A 23,916-nucleotide genomic window follows, 5' to 3' on the forward strand; every position below is an offset into this window, starting at 1 on the left:
ATGATCAGTACAGTCCAAAAAAATAAAAAATCACATCACCCTAGTGTACATCTTTTATTATGATTCATACCAAAAATGATATCACTGCCTTATTCAGATGAAAGTCATATTATCTACCATAACCATCATCAAAACTAAAGTAAGAGTACAACTCTTCTTTATTTGGCTGAGACTGCTCTTCTTGTTGATCATCACAGACACCATGAGTACGGATTATTTCTTCACATATACCTAATATCCTCTCAACATTATCAAGACCCTCATTTCTAACTGAGTAATTAATATTTTCTACTATATCGCTTAATAGATTACGAAACTGTAAGCGATTTTCTTGTATTACTTGGCTCAACTCATCACAAAATTTAGAAGAGCACATATGAAGTAACACCTTTGGTAATGGTATACCATGTTCTCTACTAATTGCATTTGGTGTTGCATTATACATATATGAAAATCCCTTACAAACTTTATTGCATAAATTTAAAACCTCAGATTTACAACACCCAGTGCTATAACCACGGTTATTAAGATAGCCATAAACAGACCGATTCATTAGATCTATTTGAATACTAACACTGATAATCAATAAATTAACTAATTGTAAATCTAAATCACCTAACACCATACTTTGTCTTGCAGATAATAAATCACGGAATAATTGCACCATTACATAACAAAACTTTATATTACTACAATTAGGATTATAACCAGAATTATAATCCATTATAGCATACATCCTAAGAACTTCTCTTTGAGCACAATAAAGATTCACTCTCTCCTTGTACGAAACCAATATTAATTCTAATAACAAAATATCAATTGCATAAAAATCAGAATTACTAAGCTTCTGTGTTAACATTGACCGGCTTACCTGATACGCACCAAATGCAAGCAAATATTGTGACATAAGATTTAACTTCACAAGAACAACAGCCTCGTCAGAATGTTTAGTGATATTTGATAACATCTGCAAGTACTCCCCACGCATAACTAATGTGTTACCTTGAGCCATAAACAATCGTTTCATAAAAAAATTAAGATATCCCATATGCATACCTCTTAATCTTGCTAGACAAGAATTACTAAACTGTCTAAAACTGCCACATTTTTGTTGTAAGGATACACATTTTTTATATACGACATCAGATAAAACATTATGATCACCTCCAGACTCAGTAGGCAGAGCAACATCTAATTCTTCTAATGAATGTATTAATTTCTCTTTATCAGTATCATGAATATCTAGATCATTATTTTGTGGCTTTGTTAAAAATATATCAGATGCACATTTTGCAAACCTAGAAGGTAAGTCCTCCCTTGACCTTGTGCTTTGATCGCTACGCCTTTTAGTCCCACATATATATGTATCACATTCTGCCTTTTCCAAAGATACATCAGCCATACGTTTTACAAATACAGGAGGCAAACTACTCTGTGACCCTATACTCTGAAATTGTCCTGTACTCTGCTGTGCAACTTTACTTTGAGTCCTAGTTTTTGGCCTAGCACCCTGCCTCATATATATATTTTCAAGACTACTACTTGGCTGAGATGTTGATGAAGATGATTCAATCTCTATAGTCACAGAAAAAGCACATCTTCCAACACCACTCATATCACTAGCATCTGTTGCCCCTTCTACTACACCCTGACCTATATCTTGAATACTTTGCTGGTTTGGTACTTCAGGTTTAACACCTGATTCACCAGTTTGATTCCTTTCATCATTTTCTTGATTATTGGGATCTTTTTTCTTTTTATTTTTATCTTTACTCAACAACATACAAAACACCGCTAACACACCTTATAACCAGTGTAATACAAATACAATAAGATGTTAATTTTTTTTTAAAATATATAAAATTTTTTATTAAATTCTAAAAAATAAACATACAAAAATTCTGTTAATATACTATTACGAAATACATCAACAATGTTTTGTTAATCATAAGCTACACACTTCTTATTCAAAAAATAGGATTACCTATCAACAAAATTTAGATAATTAAGATATAATAACTTTAAATTTTGATTCTTTAATTTCTTAAATATTATAAAAATATTGTACTAACATTATTAATTTATAAGATATCATTCAAAAAGCTACATTACTCTACAACAACTGCTGCTACTTTTTATATGTAATAAAAAAATTTAGTCATATTCTTCATATTAGTACTACTAAAAGTATCAATAGATAATTATAATACGTGTAGGCAATCTTATATAGGCTACCATAGCCTTCATACATATAAACTACTTTACATTTTCTGCATTTGCAACCTTATACATCAGATGACAGAAATACAAAAATTTTTAACAAAAAAGATGTAGCTTAATACATTTACATTACCGTACAATTTAATTTTTTATATTAACACAAGATTTAGCTCATACCTTTTACCAAATAACCTATATATTAACGTATAATTACAAGAAAAATATTCAACAATGTTAACATCTCAATATGTTCATAGATAGCTCTATAAAAACATCACAGTGATAAAGAAAGTTCTATATGTTTTGCATAGCTAAAGAAATGTTACATTTATTTTTATACTATAACATAACTTTGTAATTTAACATTAACTCATATAACAACACAAAAGACATTGCAATAAAGCCATCTAAAATTTAGATTTTATTTTTATATAAATTAATACTTTTTGAGATCGTTTTTATATAACAACATAAAATAATTAACACTAAGAATTATATACAATTTCTATTATTATATATGCGTAAACACTAATATTCCCGTCACTATTAGCTATATCAGCACTATAACTGCATTACATTTATTATACTTTACTATAATTACTTAACAATAAACCAATAAACAAAACCCACAAAACTTAATATTGTCAGACAGCAACCTTGTACATTACTTCGTAAAATATACAGAAACTCAAGATGTTAAACAATTACTGCTATGATTGTGAAATGCCGATATACATAATTTATATTTCTAGAAACATTCTACTTGGATCTTCAATATACTGTTTAACTCTTACTAAAAATGTTACAGCACCTTGTCCATCAACAATTCTATGATCATAAGATAATGCAATGTACATCATAGGTCTAATCTCTATAGAATTATCATTAACTACTACTGGTCGTTTTTGTATAGAGTGCATACCTAAAATACCAGACTGAGGAGGATTAATTATAGGAGTAGATAATAATGAACCATATACCCCACCATTAGTAATAGTAAAAGTTGCACCAGCCATATCTGAAACTTCTAATTTCCCTTCCCTAGCTTTCTTACCTAAAGAAGCTAAGGTTAACTCAAGCTCAGCACAAGACATCTTATCAGCATCACGCATTACTGGAACAACTAGACCTTTGTCTGTCCCTACAGCAATACCTATATCATAATAATGTTTATATATAATCTCATTACCAGATATCTCAGCATTAATTACTGGTAATTCTTTTAATGCTAATACTACAGCTTTTATAAAAAAAGACATAAATCCAAGTTTGACACCATATTTTTTTTCAAAGGTCTCCCTATACTGAACACGAAGATCCATAACATTCTTCATATCCACTTCATTAAACGTAGTTAATATCGCAGCAGTATTTTGAGACTCCTTAAGCCTCGCAGCAATCACCTGCCTAATTTTACTCATCTTAACACGTTCTTCTCTCTTCTCATGAGAAGTAATACTACATTGTTCAGAAAGCACACTATGATCTTTTGAAACAACATTAATGTGGTCTAAAACATCAGATTTTGTAATTCTTCCACCAATACCAGACCCATTGATCTGATTCTTATCAATTGAATTTTCTGCCATAATTTTTACTGCAGAAGGAGCATCTTTTTTCTGTATAAACGTCTGAATATCATCATTAATAATATTACCATTATCTGTTTTAGGATCCTGAGTTTGAGACTGGACAATATGTGATAATTCACCAACATTTATTGTACATAAAAGTTGATCACGTTCTATAATTTCTTCATCTGCTATAAATACTTTACTAACTGTTCCATCTACAGGAGATACAATTTCGAGAGAAGTTTTATCCGTTTCAATGATAAACAATACATCACCTTGCTTAATACTATCACCAATCTTAACAGAAACTCGAATTGGAGCTTCTAATATTGACTCACCACCAAGATTTTCAGCCCTTACTTGTACTTCACTCATAAATGCACCACAAAAAATTCCTTAGACTACACTCAACACAAAAAATGACATATGAAATATAATAAAAAAAACTACTTATTTACTATAAATTACATACAAACCCAACATCATATGATGTATAATCCATAGCATAAATCATAGAAATTCCCATTGTCAACAAATTAGCACATTTGATTTATAATTTATACATCACTAATTTCACCAATTATAACTAACATGAATTTATTCTCCATCCTATAACAGAAAAGTAATTTTCAACAAACCACACCATCAAGAATATACTAAGTAATTAAAATACTTGAATAAAAGTATTCACCAGAATTAACACACATTAAAGGAATTTTACTTTAATTGTTAATTAAAATCTATACTACATAAGTAATCTACCCATTTTACAGATATTACTAACATAGTTTAAAACAATAATAATGAAATAATACAAAACCCTACTTCCTATGCTACATCTAGTAATTAATTGAAACATAGAATATAGACTCATCCATAGCATAGATTCATATAAAATAAAAAAACACTAGTAAATTCTCAATCAATACAGATAATTATCTTTTGAGCGTAACTAAAATTACAACTTACCGGTTATGTAATCACTGGCAAGCTCTATATAGTTATCAGCAGATTTACTTATCTCTTCAATTTCATCACTAGACAACATTCTTAAAAATTGTGCAGGCCTACCAGCCCATAATTCACCAGTTTTCACAACTTTACCTCTTACAATTAATGATCCAGCAGCCACCATTGCATTCTTTTCAACCACAACGTTATCCATAATAATAGATCCCATTCCAACAAGCACATAATCTTGTATCTCACAAGCATGTAATATACACCCATGCCCAATAGTAACCTTTTTGCCAATATTCGTATTACCATATTTCCTATCAACATGTATTATTGTCCCATCTTGAATATTAGTACCTACACCAATAACAATTTGGCCTACATCTCCACGTAATACTGAGTTATACCAAATGCTACACTTGTCACTTACACAAACATCACCTATAATTACAGCAGTAGGTGCAACAAATGCATCGACACTTATATTAGGCATTATCTGCATATAATTGAATATATTCATAATCTTACCTTTTTTATTTATTTAAAATTATATAAAATGCACTTTATATAGTAGTTACTACAAATCTATATTAAAAATACTTAGTCAATGCAATCTTGACTGTAAATTTATAAGATATATTTTCTTAGACATGCTTTCTAATAACACATTAATTTTAATGTTAATTATTAGGATGTTCATATAATAAGATCTACATAATTCAGAATTACCAAGTAAAAAACACAAATTCAGGAAAGTAAAATATATAATATCAACATAACTTCATATAAGTTTGATTTAGTATACATCAGCTATATTATGTAATAAGTATAGTAAGTTCATAATACTATACTAATGTAATACATTAATAACATGGTTTTAGTATTATCCAATATGTTGAATAATTTAGTATATATTACAGCTGTACATTATACATATCCATAAATATCAGCTAGTACAGCTAAATTAGAATTTTAAGGCTAATAAATTAAAAATAACAACTACCTCTCTTCAATTAAAAAAACTATCAACATTATTACTAATAATAGTAAGTTATTTTATTTATATATTACTCATTATTCTTGTATACACAATAATTGCATAATAACTAATCCAAAATATTACACATAAACACTGTTAAATCTTGGATTTCTAACCTTAGGAATTACATTGATGATAATCAACACATATACTCAAACACTATTTTTACAGGTATCACTAGTTTAGCATATTATTTGATAAAAACTTTATCTATATTAATCATAAATAATAATAAAACTCATTGATCAATTGAATATCAAAAAATTTCATCACACACATAGCTTTATATAGCTAACATAGTATCTCTTAACAGGTATTCTAATTTAAAATGTTGTATCACAAACACCCTGCAATATAAATCATCACAATCTTAACATAATAAAAGGAGTTACACAACTACAGCTACATACATCATACTAATACACAAAATACAGTAATTATTATATACGTGCTATTAACCCATAACATTATTCACAAAGACTTAATTTAAGATAAAATTCTTGAATCCATAATATAAAAAGGATTGATTATCATTACTATACTATACAGTTCTACATATTTTAAATTCAATACTTCCGATATAGATATTCTAATTATAATGTCTATTACAAATTTTATCGATGTAATAACAAAATTTTTTATTACACAAATTTGAATAATATTATTCTATTACTTAACATGTACTTTTTAATAACTGAAGCATCAAAGTATAGTTTCTCATAGGCAATGCCATTATATGGCATCATAATCCTATTACTTATATTTAAATAACACTTCTGACTTATTAAAATATTAACTATAATTATAAAGATCTCACAGTAATTACATTACTACATTTCTTATAGAAGATAAAGTTTACTCGCCCAACTAAAATTGTATCATATAATTATATTATTTCATCTAATTACTCAATATTTTTATATTTCAATATTATATATTAATAAATAAATTATTATTGATCTGAATAACACTATACTATAACATATACTAATATATATTTTTCTATAATGATATTCTATGATGTTACGCAGCTTTGTTATTGTATTTATATATGTTCTTACTTGTCTTTTACCTACCATAAATAATACTTACGCAGCAGATATACAAACTAAAGCATCTGAGATAGCAATCTTTGATCTCTCTTCAAACATAATGTTATTTGAGCACAATATAGATAGAAAAATTCATCTATCTTCTATGAATAACCTAATGACACTATATGTTGCATTCTCTTACATGAAGCCTGGCTTTGTAAGAATGGAAGACAAATATATAGCAAGTAAAGAAGCATGGCAACAAGGTGGACCTTCTATTTTCTTAAGAGCAGGACAACCAGTACCAGTACGTGATCTACTTGATGGAATTATTACATTATCTGCAAATGATGCATCTATCACACTTGCAGAAGGTATAGCTGGTTCCCAAGAAAATTTTGTTAAAGAAATGAACCAAATGGCAAGAAAATTAAATTTGACATCATCAAATTTTACTAATGTAACAGGATTACTAGATAGTAATCAAACAACATCAGCACGTGATTTAATTACATTAGCACAAAGGTTATTCAATGATTTTCCAGAATATTATCACTTGTTTTCAAAAAAAGATTTAAAATTCAACAACATATATCAAAAAAGCACTAATACATTATTAAATAGTGATATAGCAATTGATGGAATGGCAGTTAAAAACACTGACCAAGATGATAATCATGGAGCTATAATTTCAATAAAAAAAGATGGTAGAAGGATTTTACTACTAATAAATGGATTAGAAAATAATGAAGAACTTTTATCAGAAGTACAGTTGTTGATTAATTACGTTTATAATGATTTTAGTACAAAAACTATATTTCAAAAGGTGAATAAAATTGAAGAAATAATAGTTTAGATGGTAAGGGTCATTTTACTTTAAATAAGTAATAATGTAACCATTTCATACTTAAAAGTCCTTCTATAATATTAAAGTTTTTCATTTTATATTATATGATACAATATCTATATTATGCAATGAGTACAGAAAATTACATCAAACATCAGATCTTATAGGAAAATAATTTGAGTGTATTTCTGTAGCACACATCTGATACTAACTTTTACAAAAATATTAAACTCATCATCATTTCAATTCAAGAGTATAAAAAATTTGATATGCACATATAACAATCAAGTTGTTAATACTAACAATTACACTTAAAATATGCATAGTATATATTTGTGTGCTTTAAAACATAAATAGTAATATTTTACATTATCAAGAAAATAATCATTGCGACATAAAAATGCACACAAACTTACTCGTGATTTTTTTGAAAATTAAAGCTTATACTACAGTAAACAACATAATCATCTAAAGTAATTGATAATCATAGTAATAACTAATTAATTTTAACATGATTGAGAATACCTTACAAACAACAATATAGTAATAACTCTTGAAATGTATATATAATTTTGTTATTTGATATACTAAAAAATTAACATATCTTTTAAGAAAATTTATATTAAAGATAAATCTTCTACTAAGTTTATTAGAAAAATCTCAGATAAAACTCAAGAAGTATTAATAATTTGATATTAATGTCAACAAAAACAACTTTAATTTTTAAATCTATAAGTTGACATTTGTACAGGTTATTTTAAAAATTAAACCTGCAGAATCACTATAACATATAAATAGTGATTCTCACTTGGTATAATTTATTTCACATACTTATTTATCGTATCAACAACTACTTTTTCAGTTAACATTTGTGGTAAAGTCTTAACTTTCTCCCCATTAACATATAATACATAAAGTGGTATACCTTCTTTATTTAACTTGTTAACATATGAGCTCATTTCGGAATTCTCACTAGTTAGGTCACCTTTCATATAAATAACCCCCTTTTTCACAAACAATGCTTGTATAGTATCCAATTGAAAAATTCTTTCATTAACTCTACAAGTTAAACACCAATCTGCACCTACAGACAGTAACACATTCTTTTTCTTATTAAGAAGTTGAGTTAGTGTTGTTTCAGAAAATTCTAGTACTTCCATGTTAGCAGTTTTACTACGTATAATACTTTCTTTAACTTTATGAAAATACAACGGAGAAGTTGCAAATATTATTATAACAAAGCAAATTACAATTCTACCTATAAGTTTTTTATTATTAATTAGTTTCATAACCCATATTCCCATCACAAACAATATAACACTAGATAAAACAGGGAAGAGTAATTCTATGCCCGTCTGCTTAATTAATATACAAAATAACCAAGCTGCTGAAAAATAAAGAGGAAATGCTAAAAATTGCTGCAAAACTTTCATCCACTCACCTGGTTTAGGTAATATACTCAACAACTGTGGAAAAAATGATAGTACCAAATAAGGCAATGCTACACCAAAACCAAGAGCTTGAAAAATCAACAACGAATATAACCATGGCTGATTTAGAGCAAATACTATAGCAGAGACCATAAATGGTGCAGTACATGGAGTCGCAATTAACGTAGATATCATGCCTACAATAAAACTACCTACTAATCCTTCCTTTTCAGTGCAACCACTAGTAATATTAGGAAAAATAAACGGTATATAATAGAAGCCTGAGAATGACAGCCCCATGAGGAACATAATATACATTAACCCTGTAATCAATACTGGAGATTGCATATGATACCCCCAACCTACTACATATCCAAAATAACGTAATACTAATAGTAATACAGATAGTATTAGCATGCTTACCATGACTCCACATGTATATGCTATACCATCAGCTTTTATTAACGATTTTTTTGAATGTTGGGCATTTTTTAATATTGACATTATCTTTAATGACAACACAGGAAATACGCATGGCATACAATTAAGAATTATTCCCCCAATCAAAGAACATGCTAAAACGTAAATTAAATCCATATTAAAAAAACATTATTATACAAAGTTAAAAGTAACTATATCACACTTTATCAATCTTCCAATCTCAACAACTATAAGTTTGTATATTTAACAAACCATTAATACCAGAAATTCAAAAACTGATCTTTGAATTAAATAAGCACAAATACAATCTTTATTATGAAAAATAGGTAATCAACTTTCCCATTTACTAAATATATATATATACTGCCTCGTTATTATATATCTAAAGTTAATAATTAACAAATCTTATTAAAGAATATAAACCTTAACAACACTTTAGATTTTTTACATAATTTTAAACAATACCATACACATGCCTAATATGTGAAATTAGCATAATAATTCAAAATAATAAATCGTAAAGATTTGACCTCAGATCATGATTGTAATTTACATAAACTAAATAACATTACTAACTATTCTTAATATGTAATGTTTATCGGTACATATAATTCTTTAACATTATGCCAGCTATCAAAGAAACATGATCAATTTATATAGAATTATATATTTTTATTCTACATGTGTTAAAATAAGGTTTTTGGTATAAAGTTATATTTTTCATACATTATATTAGCAGTAATATAACTTTTGAAAACACTGTTCTTTTATATAGTCTTATTTAAATTCGCTTATTTTAACTAAACCATTTACATAATTACCAAATTACAACATAGATCTTATCTGATAACAGATATATAAATATTGAGTTATTAACTATAGAATTTTACACAATAAAAATCCTTGTAAATAGGAATTATATAAGATTTTTTTACTATATAGTTTTTTCTGATTAAATACACATTACTTTGAAAATTTGGACATTACTAAAGACTTATTAAAATCTACAATATTCTTTATAATATTACTACTTAAGTATTCTGGCACTAACTCTTCCCCTGTTATATACTTATAAAGCTGATAGTCATTGGTATTAATAATTTTTTCATATTCATCAACATCTTCAATAGATAACAAATAAATATGATGTAAAGCAAAATTACCAAGAATTATGTCCATTTCTTTACATCCTCGATGCAAACTTCTATATAATAACCGCTTACGTTTTTCTAATACAGGATCCATAAAACTTATTTTATACTCTACATTGACCTAATTAAAATTATTACATATTATATTGTCAATTATATAAATATATTATATCATCCCATTGTCTTTTTTTATTACATGCTAGTAACTTTATTATGATAAGTAGCATTAATAGTTTGTATAATGTTCTGAATAGCAGTTCTTTTTATTTACTGTCATTTCTTATTATAATGTCTATAATAGTGTTTGTACATGAATATGGTCATTATATTATAGCAAAGCTATGTAATGTAAAAATTGAAGTATTTTCTATAGGTTTTGGACCAGAGCTATTTGGTATAAATGATAAATCAGGAACTAGGTGGAAGTTTTCCCTAATACCACTAGGTGGATATGTCAAAATGTTAGGGGATGATGGTCCATCAAGCGCTACAGGAAGTTCTAGCAATTTACCAGAGAATGAAAAATCTTATGCATTTTGCGAGAAATCTTTATTACAAAAATCTCTCATAGCATTTGCTGGTCCGTTTGCAAACTTAATATTTAGCTTAGTATTACTTACAGCATTTTTTAACATACATGGTATTCTACGTCATAATTCAACAATAGGTGACGTAATAGAAAATAGTGCTGCAGCAAATGCTGGTTTAGTAGCAGGAGATGTTATTCTAGAAATCAATGGTCATCACATCAGATGGTTTGAACAAATAAAAGAGTACATGGAAAAATATGCACAAGATAATGAATTACTTATAAAGTACTCACGCAATAAAGATATACACATTATTAAGGTAAAACCAACACTAAAAGAAACAGAAGGATCTTCTAACAATATAAAAGCAAAGCCATTTCTAGGTGTAGTAATAAGTAATATTCCTAGCAATTATGAATCACAAAAACTGACCTTAGGTAATTCTTTTATTCAATCAATAAACTATACTTATCTATTATCTAAATCAATTCTACAAGTACTTGGTCAGATATTAACTGGGCAGCGCAGTCTTAACGAATTAGGCGGACCTATACGTATAGCTCAATATTCAGGGGAGTCAGTAAAACAAAACCAAGTATTGTTATGCATGGCAATGATATCTATTAACTTAGGTATAATTAATTTACTTCCCATTCCAATGTTGGATGGAGGACATATTTTTCAATATCTAATTCAGGCAATATTACGTCGCAAAGAAGTCAATCCTAAGTATCAAAGATATGCAGCCACAATTGGGTTGATGTTATTGTTATCTTTAATGATTTTTGTCACGTTCAACGATGTAAGGAATATTTTTAAGTAGTTTTATGCAATACGTTATTGTTATTTTAATGTTATTATTTTCTTCCTGTGTTTATGCAGAAGCTCTTGATACTAAAGTAAAGCAAGTTCAAATTAATGGTAACCACAGGTTGGATTATAAAACCATATATTTTTATTCAAAAGTTAACTTAGAAGATAATATTAAGGAAAGTACTATAAACCAAATTATCAAGAATTTATATTCTACACAGCTATTCTCAGAAGTTGAGGTATATGTTAATAAAGATAATTATTTAATAATAAACGTCAAAGAAAACCCTATTGTGAATGATATAATTTTTTACGGTAACAAGGAGTTTAATAAAAAAACTTTACAAAATGATATATTAAAATTAAAAAAACTTGGTGTTTTTACTAAATCAAAGTTACAACGTGATATATCAGATTTACTATCATTATATCAAACTAAAGGTAAGTTAGGGGTTACAATTTCTCATGAAATACAGGAATTAGAAAATAACAAAGTTGATATAATTATTAGAATAAATGAAGGACCTACATCAAGAATAAAAAATATTAAATTCGTTGGAAATAAGTTCTTCTCTAGTATGGTATTAAAGAAAGCTATATTATCCACAGAATATTATCCATATAAAATATTCAACAGTAGTACTAAATTTGCACCTGAAAGGTTAATGCTTGATCAAGCTGCATTGTACAACTTTTACACATCTAAAGGTTTCATAGACTTTAAAGTAAAATCTGCAGTTCCAGAAATCACTAATGATAAAAGTGTCAATCTAGTATTCTCTGTCGAAGAAGGAATACAGTACAAGTTTGGTAATAGTAATATAATTATAGATAAGCAGACTAATAATACTCAGCTAAAAGAAGAGCTTGAAAAACTAATATTATCAAAAAACAAAGATACATTTAGTCCAGAAACTGTTAACAATTCTGTTGAAAGAATAACATGGCATTTAAGTAATAATGGAAATTTTTTCTCAGATGTAAAACACGAATATCAAATAAAAGATGGTGTAGTTGATGTAGACTATATTATTTATACAGGAAATAAAGTTTACATTAATAATATAAACATTACTAATAATCAAAATACCATAGATAGAGTCATTAGACAGAAGCTGAATATTTCTGAAGGTGACATATATAATGCTAGTATCATTAATAGATCTTACAAAAATATTCTTGGTTTAGGATTTTTTGATTCTGTAAATGTGCAAAACCATAAGGTAAGTGATAGTTTAGTAGACTTAAATTTCCAAGTAAAAGAAAAAGGAACTGGATCATTTGATATAGCAGCAGGATTCTCTTCAATTACTGGACTTGTAGGAAAAATAAACATACAAGAAAGAAACTTGTTTGGTACTGGAAAAATCTTATCTCTACATCTAGAAAAGTCATCTTCCTCATTATCTAGCAGTATAGATTTTGCAGTACCAAATTTTCTAGAAACTGATTCAGCAGTAGGGTTTGGATTATTTTACTCACAACAGAATAAACCAAGCATGGAAAAGATTAACAGTAGCTTTATTGAGATCATGAAAGATAATTCAGATGCTGCTTTTAGTAGTAGCAGCGCTGGTCTTATATTACACACATCACACAATATTACTGATGACTTAGGACTTTCACTGAATTATTCTTACAAACATGTAAATATATTTAATGTTAAAGATACTGCTTCTGAAATAATAAAAGAACAAGCTGGTAAAAATGTTGATTCATCAGTTGGTTATTCTCTACAATTCCGTAAATTTGATAATGTATCTAAAATACACGACGGGTATTTACTCAAACTTCGTCAAAATTTTTCTGGCATCGGTGGAACTTTACATTATATTAAAACTGAAGGATCAGTACATTACAGCAAAGAACTATTACCAAAATTAAGTAGTGATATACTTCTCAGTATAAAAGCATCAATGGGATATGTATTTTCGTATAAAGATGATGAAATAGTAAAAATTAGTCAGAGATTTATAATTGGTGGAAATGAAATTAGAGGGTTTCATCAGTCAGGTATAGGTCCAAGAGACAAAAAAAGCTTAGATGCACTTGGTGGAAAATTTTACTTCAGTATAATAAATCAAGTTGATTTCCCAATAGGATTACCAGAGGATTTAGGAATTAAAGGGTCACTCTTTGTCGACGCAGCAACTTTGTTTGGCCTTGATTATACTGATAAAGAGTATTATGAAAGTAAATCTCTAAGACTTTCAGCTGGGTTTGGGTTCTCATGGCGTTCTCCATTTGGACCAATGAGATTAGACTTTGGTTTTCCTATATTAAAAGAAGACTACGATGTTGTGGATATAATAAGATTTTCAATGCAATAAAAGAGGTTTCCTATGCAACTAAAATTATTTTTAGCTATTTTTATAATACTCTTTGGAGTGAATTTTCAAGCTGCAGCAAAAAACGACCAAGCTATTCCTTTAGCTTTTATCGATCGTGATGTCATCATATCTGAAGCAATATCAGTTAAAAGTATTAGAACACAATTAGATGAAAAAAGAACAGAATTACAAAAAGATTTTGCAGCAAGAGAAGAAGAACTACATAAATTAGAAGAAGAACTAAGTAAACAAAAATCACTTTTAAGTCCTGAAGCTTTTGAGAAAAAAGTTACTGATTTTAAAACAAAAGTATCAGACTTACAGCAAGAAATTTCAGTTAAAGGATCAGAACTAGAAAATATGTATATGAATGCTATGGAGATAGTTTATAATAAAATAAAAAATATATCATCCAAAATAGCTAAAGAAAATAACATAAATTTAGTACTCTTTCTAATAAAAAAGAATCAAGTATTCTATGCAGCTGATGGTATAGATTTTTCCAGTCAAGTATTAGAAAGGTTAAATAAAGAATTACCAAATGTAGAGATAAAAAAATAGGTTGTATACATGCAGTTTAATATTCAAGATATTATTAAGATGTTACCACATTCTTATCCCTTTTTATTGCTTGATAAAGTAACTGCATGTGTTCCTAATGAGTCTGCAACAGCAATAAAAAATGTTACTTTTAATGAGCCTTTTTTTATTGGACATTTTCCTAATAACCCTGTTATGCCTGGTGTACTGATTGTAGAAGCTATGGCACAAGCATGTTTGGTCTGTGTAATGAGTGATTCTAAGTGTAATTTTGAAAATTATACTATATATTTTATGTCAATAGAATTAGCAAAATTTCGTAAACCTGTTATTCCAGGTGATATTTTAACTATTGAAGTAAATGTCATACACAAAAGAAAAGATACTTGCAGATTTCAATGCTTTGCGCGTGTAGATCAAGCATTAGCTTCTGAAGCACAAATCTTAGCAATGATTAAAAAAAATTAGTATGAATATTGCGTTATATATATTATTCCACATAGAAAATTATGAAAATTAACAGAGCAATTATATCAGTATATGATAAGACAAATATTGTGAAATTTGCAAAATTTCTTATTGAACAAAAAGTAGAAATTATTGCAACAAGCAGTACTTACAAAATCTTAGTAGATGCTGGGTTACAAGTTATAGAGGTATCTGATTATACTAAATTTCCAGAAATAATGGATGGTAGGGTTAAAACATTACACCCAAAAATTCATGGTGGTATACTAAGTAACCGTAATAGCCACACTGAGGAAAGTAATAAATTTAACATACAGAATATAGATTTAGTTATAGTAAACTTATATCCTTTTTCTCAAGTTGCTAGTATTAAAACCTCTACTGATGATCAAATAATAGAACAAATAGACATAGGTGGTATTACTTTACTCAGATCTGCAGCAAAGAATTTTAATAATGTTACTGTGCTCTCTGATATAAATGATTATGACACACTACAAACAGAAATGACCAATAATAACAATGAAACAACACTATCATATAGAAAACATCTCGCAGCAAAAGCATTTGCTATTACATCAACTTATGATAGCATTATACACAATTGGTTAAACAACAATACTCAAGATATTTTACCAAATACATTTGCTATTCATGGAAATAAAGTACAAGATCTCAGATGTGGAGAAAACCCTCATCAAAAAGGTGCATTTTACAGTGCTTCAGCAGATAAGTATCCATTAAAACAATTACATGGTAAACAATTAAGTTATAATAACATAGTTGATATAGAAGCTGCTATTAATATAGTAGCAGAATTTACAGAACCAGCAGCAGTAATTATAAAACATAGTAATCCTTGTGGAGCAGCAACTGCTGATGATATAACAAGTGCTTATAATAAAGCTTTTGCATGTGATCCAAAAAGTAGTTTCGGTGGTATTGTTGCTCTTAATAGGGAAATAAATGAAGAGATAGCAGAAAAAATCAATCAAATCTTCATTGAGGTAGTAGTAGGACCATCTATTACAGATAAAGCAATAGAAATAATACAAAAGAAGAAAAATGTAAGGATAATTTTATCTACAGAGTACAACCTACCAAAATATACTATTAAGAATGTTAGTGGAGGATTTTTGCTACAGGAAAGTAATACAAATAGATTATCAGAAAAAGATTTAATACAAGTTACAAATTTTCCAGTATCACCTGATATAATTTCCAACTTACTGTTTGCATGGAAAATATGTAAGCATGTAAAGTCTAATGCAATAGTTATTGCACGAGACCATCGTGCAATTGGTGTTGGAGCTGGACAAATGAGTCGTGTAGATAGTTTAGAAATTGCAATAAAAAAATCCCAAGACTGTACTGGAGCTGTTCTAGCATCTGATGCATTTTTTCCGTTCACAGATAGTATACTATTAAGTGCATCTGCAAAAATAAGTGCAATAATTCAACCTGGAGGATCACTACGTGATCAAGAAGTAATAGAAGAAGCAAATAATCAAAAAATAGCGATGTTCTTTACTAATATTAGAAATTTCTATCATTAATAGTTATCGATATACTAAATAGAACTCTAATAAAACATCATTACTATTTCTTAATATAGATTCATTTTATGTAGTATCTGTATGCTACATATTACTTAAGTTAGAAGGTTAATAAAAAAGTGCTATATTTTTTCAAAATTTAGAAACTTAAGCATTAATAGTAAGTAGTTTTTTTGAGTATTACAATATAAACTGTTTTGTACTTATTGCTACTTTGTACAATTCATCTGATAATTACACATACTTAAAAAAAATAGAGAAGAAAATCACTAAAAGATCTACATAATAATAAGTTTGTTAGACAAAACTAGAAGTTGATCCAATATAGTGTTATAAAATTACCTAAAGAATATCTATGGTTTTATTAATATCAAAAATTTTGATAATCAAACAATCTTCTTCCTCATTAAAATAATATTTACAAGACATAACAACATCATACCTACCACAAAAACAATACATATAAGAAAATACAATCCATTAAGATAGTAAAATGTCACAGATCAACTTTATTCCTGAGAATAAATTTGCCTCAAAGCTACACATATATAGAGATATGCAGAATATACAGTTAACCCTGCAGCTATATACAATATTATATCTGCAACATATAATATAATACTGTAGTCTAACATTAACATAGCAATAGCTGCCATCTGTATAAAGGTCTTAACTTTCCCTAGTTTTATTACAGGAATTTTGAAATTCATAGAAATAAGAAATTCCCTCAGTCCAGAAATCAGAATTTCTCTACAAATTATAATAACAACAGGTATTATAGTCAATTTTGTGACTTTACCTATATATACCAACATAATGAGAGTTGCAGATACAATAAGTTTGTCTGCAATCGGGTCAAACAACCTACCAAACTTAGATTGAGTCTGCCATATACGAGCTAAATAACCATCGAAAAAATCTGTAATACATGCGAAAATAAAGATAATAAATGCAATATAATTCGAGCTATCATTTTGTATATAAAAGCTACAAACTATAGCAGGAATTGCAAGTACTCGCAATATAGTTAATAAATTAGGCAAAGTACTTCTAAAATAACCAACCATACTGTATAATGTTCTATATTTCACCTTATGATAATGATAATCTCAACAACTTCAATATTTATATTGAAAATGATGTATTATACATGTAAGCATACCTAACAAGTAAAACTTTCTTTTACGTATCATAAAACAACACACACAATAAAGTAAGTTTACACTAGTCAGTAATAAAAAACTCAATACTTTTATATAACATCTAAAAAACTTTAAACTAATGCACAGCTAGCTTTATAAATATAATGAGTACTAAATTTTAATATATTTTCTAATAAAAAAGAATTTTAAATTCTCTTGTTTACTTTTTATACCAAGTCTATAATCCATCATCTACAGCATGAAAAGTTTCAATGTCCTATATTAACAACTACAACATAAATCTATACCGTAAGTGGCTATTGTTAGGTACATCTGCTTTAGCAATATCTGGTATATTATCTATATTCATAGTTCTATTAAGGCTTCCTATATCAAAGTCCTTTTTTGTTGATGTTAATAGGATTTTTGATATGTCACTAGTTATACATGTAAACCTATCAGTACTAGTATGGGGATGTTCAATTATTTCAATGATATCAAGTTTTCTTATATCTAATAGTAAATACTCAAGATACTTTAAATACTTATGTTATTCCGCATTCACTGGAACATTATTAATGTTATTATCTGTGTTTTTTCAAAATGCAGAACCAATAAAAAATAATTACATTCCTATAATAAATAATCAATACTTTCTATTGGGATTGCTTATATTCATTATGAGTATACTCTGTTATTCAATACTCTCAACAAAGTGTCATGGTTCTAAAATACTAAAGGGAATTGCACTAGGAGTTCATGGAACTTCAATAATACTCACATGTGCCATTTTATGCTTTAGCATGTCTTATTATACAATACATACACAAAAGTATTCTCCTGTGTTATTTTATGAATATATGTTTTGGGGAGGAGGACATGTATTACAATTAGCTTTTAGTCAAACATTACTATTAGTATATCTAATAATATTAGAACAGAAAAGTAAGTTCCTCAAAGGAACCACAGTTAACATAATTTTTATAGTTAACACATTATCTACTATATTTACACCACTTGTATACATATCCCACTCAGCTGATTCACAATTTATAATAGACTTTTTTACCTGGCATATGCGTATTGCTGGAGGGATCATTCCTATATATCTATTCATTTTTGCACTATTCAACTTAAAAACATTGTTAAAACCTGAATACCATAGTCTGATATGTGCAATCTTACTATTTAACTACGGTGGAATTTTAGGAATACTAAGTATACAAGGTAATGTAACAATACCTGCACATTATCATGGATCTATTGTTGGTATGACAATAGCATTCATGGGACTTATTTATTGGATTATACCAAAAATAGGATTCTATAAGATCAATACTACCATAGCTAATATACAAATCTATACATACAGTTTAGGACAATTTTTGCATATAACAGGCTTAGAATTATTAGGAGGATACGGAGCTATAAGAAAAGTCACGCATCTACCAGACACAGCATCAAAAATTGCACAGCATTGTTTTACATTTGGTGGTTTAATGGCGATTATTGGAGGATGTTTATTTGTTATACTGGTTTTGTTACAAGTTTGTAAGAAAAGATCACATATATAGTTACACAATATATCTAAATAAAAATATTTATAAGTAAGACTATTCTAAATAAATAATATTTCGCAGCCAGGTTTATTAATCTTTAATAACACAAATAATATTAACTAATGTATCTAAATACCATATATCAGGAACATATGAAAAAATTATATTTTTATTATCCACATTTATGACACCATTCACTTATAGAAATGCACAAAATTTCAATTATCTTATGATTATACAATCATACATTAATGAAGAACTATTATTATAACTTTATCAAAACAAATATTTACTAATATATCTTTATCCACCTATTCCACAACATTACTTACAGTAATTATGCTGCTAAAAACTACCATGAGATTAGCACTTATTAAACTATAGATTAAATTACAAAAATTTTTCTTTCATAACTAATATCTGATGAGAAAATAACAAAAAATATATGTTCATATTAAATATTGATCATTTTAAAATACATATTCATAATACTTGATCCTATAAAGAGCTCGAATAATAACATATAGTTTGGTACATACAACTTTAAGAAATACTTACTACAATAAATAATTTCAATGAATTTCTCATATACGTCACAAGTTATAAAGAAAGTCTACAATATTAATAACATTATGGAATCACAGTTCTATTTACATATCTAATTAACTATATTAATGCCAGTAAAACTATACAATTTATATATAGACAATTATTTCTGAGCTTTAGTCTAATTAACATCATTAAAAATTACTGTATAACCTATATCATCCCAACATATACTTATTCTTATATACCAAAAATTTTTAGGTCGTTTTACTACGACACCAATACAGATATCCCACCAACCACACTAATGCAAGTACATACCAAGTAATTATATATTCTAGATGATCATTTCTGACCTTCAGTGGTACATTTATTGTAATACCATTAGAATCTACTGTATCATTTGCCCATATTATACAACTTTCCAATGGAATATTTACTGTTTTGATCATAGCTTCTATATCAAACCAAAACCACAGATTATCATCAATATCATTTTTTACAAACCATCCAACTTTTTTATTATGATCACAATAGAGAATACCGGTTACACTACGTTGGTTATTATCAAAAAGCTTAAGTTCATTTTTTCTATCAGCTATTGTTCCTTTATTTATTAATATATACCTACCATCATTCAAGTGAAATGGTTGTAATACATAATAACCTAAAGTACCAGCAAAAACAAAAAACTTATGATCATTATCAAAAGATCCATTTGCAATTACATGATTATAACGTTGTGATACAAGATTATCTCTTGATAATTTTACAGGTAAAGCCTGCATATTATGAATAATAATATTCTTTTCTTTTAACCTAAACACCTGCCATGTACCAAGTGTTATCATAATGGAAAATGGAATAGCAAAAACAAAAATAAATTTTATACGCCACATCTATTATTTTTATATAACTCCATAACTTATAAAATATACATTATAATAGGCATAGCATGTAAAATTTAAACACTTTTGTTATATATACATCTTAATAATCAATATATAACACTAATGTATGATATAAACTAATATATATTCCATATCAACCGAAATATTTAGTAAATATCATATATTTATATTGCAAATATCTTTACAATAACTAATTACACAGTATACTTCTGTAGTTTAGTAGATTATACTAAAAATTATATTATAAATTTATGTTAAAGACACGAATCAGGTAAATATCCCACATATAGTTAAAGAATAGATAATATAATAAACATATAATACAAAACTAACATTAACCAATTTTATGAAATTTATTATTTATAATAAAATTAAGTTATACTGTTACTAATTTATACAGATATATAATTATGAAATATTATGTGATACATGCTATTATGATTTTCATCTTTTGTGTTTCACTGATATGTAATACCAATATGTGCTATGCTGATATTACAACAGAAAATAAAGATGAAACCACAGAACAAAAAGGTCTTTTTTCTATAAAACACACTACACATACAAAAGAAGAATTCATAAACTTTATAATAAAATGTCACTCTAAAGGAATACCTTTAGACTTTAAAAAAGAATTTGGTAATAATTTATCAGGAGCAGATTTTAGTGATCTAGACCTTAGAGGGTCAGTATTTAATAATGTTAACTTATCACATGCAAATTTTACACGTACTAACTTATCTAACTCAACTTTTACAGATTCCAACATGCAGAGAGCATCTTTTATACATGCTAATCTAAGTAGGTCTAGTATAAAAAATTCAAATCTAAGCTTTGCTAATCTTACATCTGCAGATTTACAAAAAACAATCATTGAAAAATCACAGCTTGATAATACAAATTTTAGTTACTCAGATATGCGCTTTTCTACCTTAAAAGAAGTTAACGGGCTATCTATCAATTTCTCAGAAGCAGAACTCACATCAAGTTTAATTTCCGACTCTCAAATACAAAAGGCAAATTTCCATGATATGGAAGGTGATAATATAACCATCCAACATTGCAATCTATCATCTTCCAATTTATTTGGAGCAAACTTATATAATTCAAGGATACAATTTTCTAATTTAACAAACGCTATATTGTATGGAGCAAATTTAGATTCATCAGATATAACAGGAAGTAACTTAAGCAATAGTGATATGGAAGTATCAAATATTAGTTCCTCTAACTTCCAAAATGCTAATTTAAGTAATACAAATATGTACTTCGTAGATGCACATTATACCAATTTTAATAATACAAATTTACATAATGCATCAATAAATAATGCAAGTTTGATTGGCGTAAATTTAAATAACTCGATATTATCTAATGTGAACTTAAGTAATACAGAAATTACAAATGCAAGTATACAAGAATCTGACATGCAATCAGTAATACTTGATTCAACTAGTATTACTAAATCTAATTTGAATAACTCCATTTTAATCAATGCAACTATTAAAAATGCAGTATTTTCTAATTCAGATTTAACCATGGTATCAATAAAAAATTCTAAATGGATTGATTCTAAAGTAAATGCAAGTATTTTAAATTTCGCAACCATAGATCACAATACCATTATAAACAATACCTATAAAAAGGTAGCAGCAACAAATACTTTATGGTCTAATTCAACAATAGAAAACACAAATATAGAAAATAGTAATCTTAGCTTTGCAACTTTCACTAATAATACAATAAACAAAACAAGTTTTTTCAATAATAATTTAGAATCTGCTGAAATAAAAGAATCTAACTTCAATGGGTCTAGTATTTATCATAATACATTAACTAACTTCTACTTTAATAACTGCAATACTACAAATACAATAATTATTGCTAATAAAAATTTTAAAAATAAGTATTCTAAAGCAATCACATCTTTAAAAGCTTTACAAGACACAATAAAAAATAATAAAAAACTAGACGTCAACTTTTCTAATTTCAATTTCAAGAAATTAGATTTAAGTAACACAGACTTTTCAAATTCTATATTACAGAATGCAAATTTTTCTAATCTCATATTAAAAAATGTAAATTTTTCCAACACAAATCTACAATTTTCTACATTTAACAACTCAGAACTCTATTTAGTAAACTTTTCTAATGCTAATTTAGAGAATGCAAATCTATCAAATGCAAAATTACATGAGACAAATACAGAAAATGCAAACTTACGTAATATAAAAAACTAATATACTATTGCTTTATAAATACTTTGAATATAAAGTATTCCTTTTTAAATAAAGAAAAACTTTAGTTTAATAATATCTTATTATCAATATAAAATAAACATATTGCTTTGTAATATTTATAAGCTAACTTAGCAAAAATTTCTGAACTAAAATCCTTTAGAACAATATTGTTATCACTAATGAAAAATATGACTCAATTCTATAAAAAAAGATGTCATGACTTAAAAAAACTAAAGAAAGTTTTTTCTAATGCCTAGATTAATTAGAGAACAACCTCAAGCTAAAATAACCATTTAAAATATCTATTACACTGTAATATAAGATCTTGCAGATTAAAATCTACTTTTAATATAATATCACTAAAATATACAGCAATAGTATATTTGATACCATCAACTAATACATATTAAACACCATAATACATATATTTTAGATCTAAAAGTATCAATAAAGACTTTTTAATCTACATAAGAAAGCTATTAAGGTACACTCAATTATCCCTCAAGACACATATCCTAAAAATTATTACTCGGATGATGCAAACCATTTTTTTATCTCAATTTTAACAACATATCCTATATAGTTTTA

Annotated in this window: 15 protein-coding genes; 8 read left to right on the plus strand and 7 right to left on the minus strand. The window is 27.2% G+C overall.

Features of this window, described 5'->3' with window-relative positions; genetic code table 11:
- Positions 1-109 precede the first annotated feature (109 nt).
- The 3 genes from ERUM_RS04425 to ERUM_RS04435 all read right to left on the minus strand — a co-directional run bounded on the left by ERUM_RS04425 (position 110) and on the right by ERUM_RS04435 (position 5,271).
- The gene (locus ERUM_RS04425) at positions 110-1,783 is read right to left on the minus strand and encodes a hypothetical protein (protein ID WP_231837216.1); all 1,674 of its coding nucleotides are present in this window, start codon (positions 1,781-1,783) and stop codon (positions 110-112) included.
- 1,177 nt (positions 1,784-2,960) lie between these two features.
- The gene (odhB, locus tag ERUM_RS04430) at positions 2,961-4,169 is read right to left on the minus strand and encodes a 2-oxoglutarate dehydrogenase complex dihydrolipoyllysine-residue succinyltransferase (RefSeq protein WP_011155499.1); all 1,209 of its coding nucleotides are present in this window, start codon (positions 4,167-4,169) and stop codon (positions 2,961-2,963) included.
- Positions 4,170-4,752: 583 nt separating this feature from the next.
- Positions 4,753-5,271, minus strand: coding sequence for a gamma carbonic anhydrase family protein (locus ERUM_RS04435; RefSeq protein ID WP_011155500.1), 519 nt, complete (start codon positions 5,269-5,271; stop codon positions 4,753-4,755).
- Between the two features lie 1,536 nt (positions 5,272-6,807).
- Here ERUM_RS04435 and ERUM_RS04440 point away from each other — a divergent pair.
- Positions 6,808-7,680 (plus strand): D-alanyl-D-alanine carboxypeptidase family protein, encoded by an 873-nt coding sequence (locus tag ERUM_RS04440; RefSeq protein WP_011155501.1) that lies wholly within the window; start codon positions 6,808-6,810, stop codon positions 7,678-7,680.
- Between the two features lie 809 nt (positions 7,681-8,489).
- Here the strand turns inward: ERUM_RS04440 and ERUM_RS04445 are convergent.
- Both ERUM_RS04445 and ERUM_RS04450 read right to left on the minus strand, forming a co-directional pair.
- Complete coding sequence (locus ERUM_RS04445; protein ID WP_011155502.1) at positions 8,490-9,698, minus strand: protein-disulfide reductase DsbD family protein; 1,209 nt, start codon at positions 9,696-9,698, stop codon at positions 8,490-8,492.
- 807 nt (positions 9,699-10,505) lie between these two features.
- Entirely contained in the window at positions 10,506-10,787 is a 282-nt protein-coding gene (locus tag ERUM_RS04450) for an FAD assembly factor SdhE (RefSeq protein ID WP_011155503.1), read from the minus strand.
- Positions 10,788-10,906: 119 nt separating this feature from the next.
- Between ERUM_RS04450 and rseP the strand changes: the two genes are divergently transcribed.
- Genes rseP through purH form a run of 5 tightly spaced genes read left to right on the plus strand, consistent with a single transcriptional unit; the run spans position 10,907 to position 16,930 of the window.
- Positions 10,907-12,046: an RIP metalloprotease RseP gene (rseP, locus tag ERUM_RS04455; protein ID WP_011155504.1), complete on the plus strand. Its 1,140-nt coding sequence runs from the start codon at positions 10,907-10,909 to the stop codon at positions 12,044-12,046.
- A 4-nt stretch (positions 12,047-12,050) separates the two neighbouring features.
- Positions 12,051-14,366 carry an outer membrane protein assembly factor BamA gene (bamA, locus tag ERUM_RS04460; RefSeq protein WP_011155505.1) on the plus strand — a complete coding sequence of 772 codons (2,316 nt, stop codon included), beginning with the start codon at positions 12,051-12,053 and terminating at the stop codon, positions 14,364-14,366.
- Positions 14,367-14,378: 12 nt separating this feature from the next.
- Positions 14,379-14,927, plus strand: a complete 549-nt coding sequence (locus ERUM_RS04465) for an OmpH/Skp family outer membrane protein (RefSeq protein ID WP_011155506.1) — start codon at positions 14,379-14,381, stop codon at positions 14,925-14,927.
- Positions 14,928-14,936: 9 nt separating this feature from the next.
- Positions 14,937-15,374, plus strand: a complete 438-nt coding sequence (gene fabZ / locus ERUM_RS04470; protein WP_011155507.1) for a 3-hydroxyacyl-ACP dehydratase FabZ — start codon at positions 14,937-14,939, stop codon at positions 15,372-15,374.
- A gap of 41 nt (positions 15,375-15,415) precedes the next feature.
- Positions 15,416-16,930 (plus strand): bifunctional phosphoribosylaminoimidazolecarboxamide formyltransferase/IMP cyclohydrolase, encoded by a 1,515-nt coding sequence (purH, locus tag ERUM_RS04475; protein ID WP_011155508.1) that lies wholly within the window; start codon positions 15,416-15,418, stop codon positions 16,928-16,930.
- A gap of 509 nt (positions 16,931-17,439) precedes the next feature.
- Here the strand turns inward: purH and pgsA are convergent.
- A complete protein-coding gene (gene pgsA / locus ERUM_RS04480; RefSeq protein WP_011155509.1) occupies positions 17,440-17,997 on the minus strand; it encodes a CDP-diacylglycerol--glycerol-3-phosphate 3-phosphatidyltransferase in 558 nt (185 codons plus the stop codon).
- 347 nt (positions 17,998-18,344) lie between these two features.
- Here pgsA and ERUM_RS04485 point away from each other — a divergent pair, with 347 nt between their 5' ends.
- Complete coding sequence (locus ERUM_RS04485) at positions 18,345-19,646, plus strand: cbb3-type cytochrome c oxidase subunit I (RefSeq protein ID WP_011155510.1); 1,302 nt, start codon at positions 18,345-18,347, stop codon at positions 19,644-19,646.
- A 788-nt stretch (positions 19,647-20,434) separates the two neighbouring features.
- Here the strand turns inward: ERUM_RS04485 and ERUM_RS04490 are convergent.
- A complete protein-coding gene (locus ERUM_RS04490; RefSeq protein WP_011155511.1) occupies positions 20,435-21,076 on the minus strand; it encodes an SURF1 family protein in 642 nt (213 codons plus the stop codon).
- Between the two features lie 449 nt (positions 21,077-21,525).
- Between ERUM_RS04490 and ERUM_RS04495 the strand changes: the two genes are divergently transcribed.
- Complete coding sequence (locus ERUM_RS04495) at positions 21,526-23,328, plus strand: pentapeptide repeat-containing protein (protein WP_231837217.1); 1,803 nt, start codon at positions 21,526-21,528, stop codon at positions 23,326-23,328.
- Positions 23,329-23,916: the final 588 nt, after the last annotated feature.

The organism is Ehrlichia ruminantium str. Welgevonden, assembly GCF_000026005.1.
Classification (GTDB): Bacteria; Pseudomonadota; Alphaproteobacteria; order Rickettsiales; family Anaplasmataceae; genus Ehrlichia; species Ehrlichia ruminantium.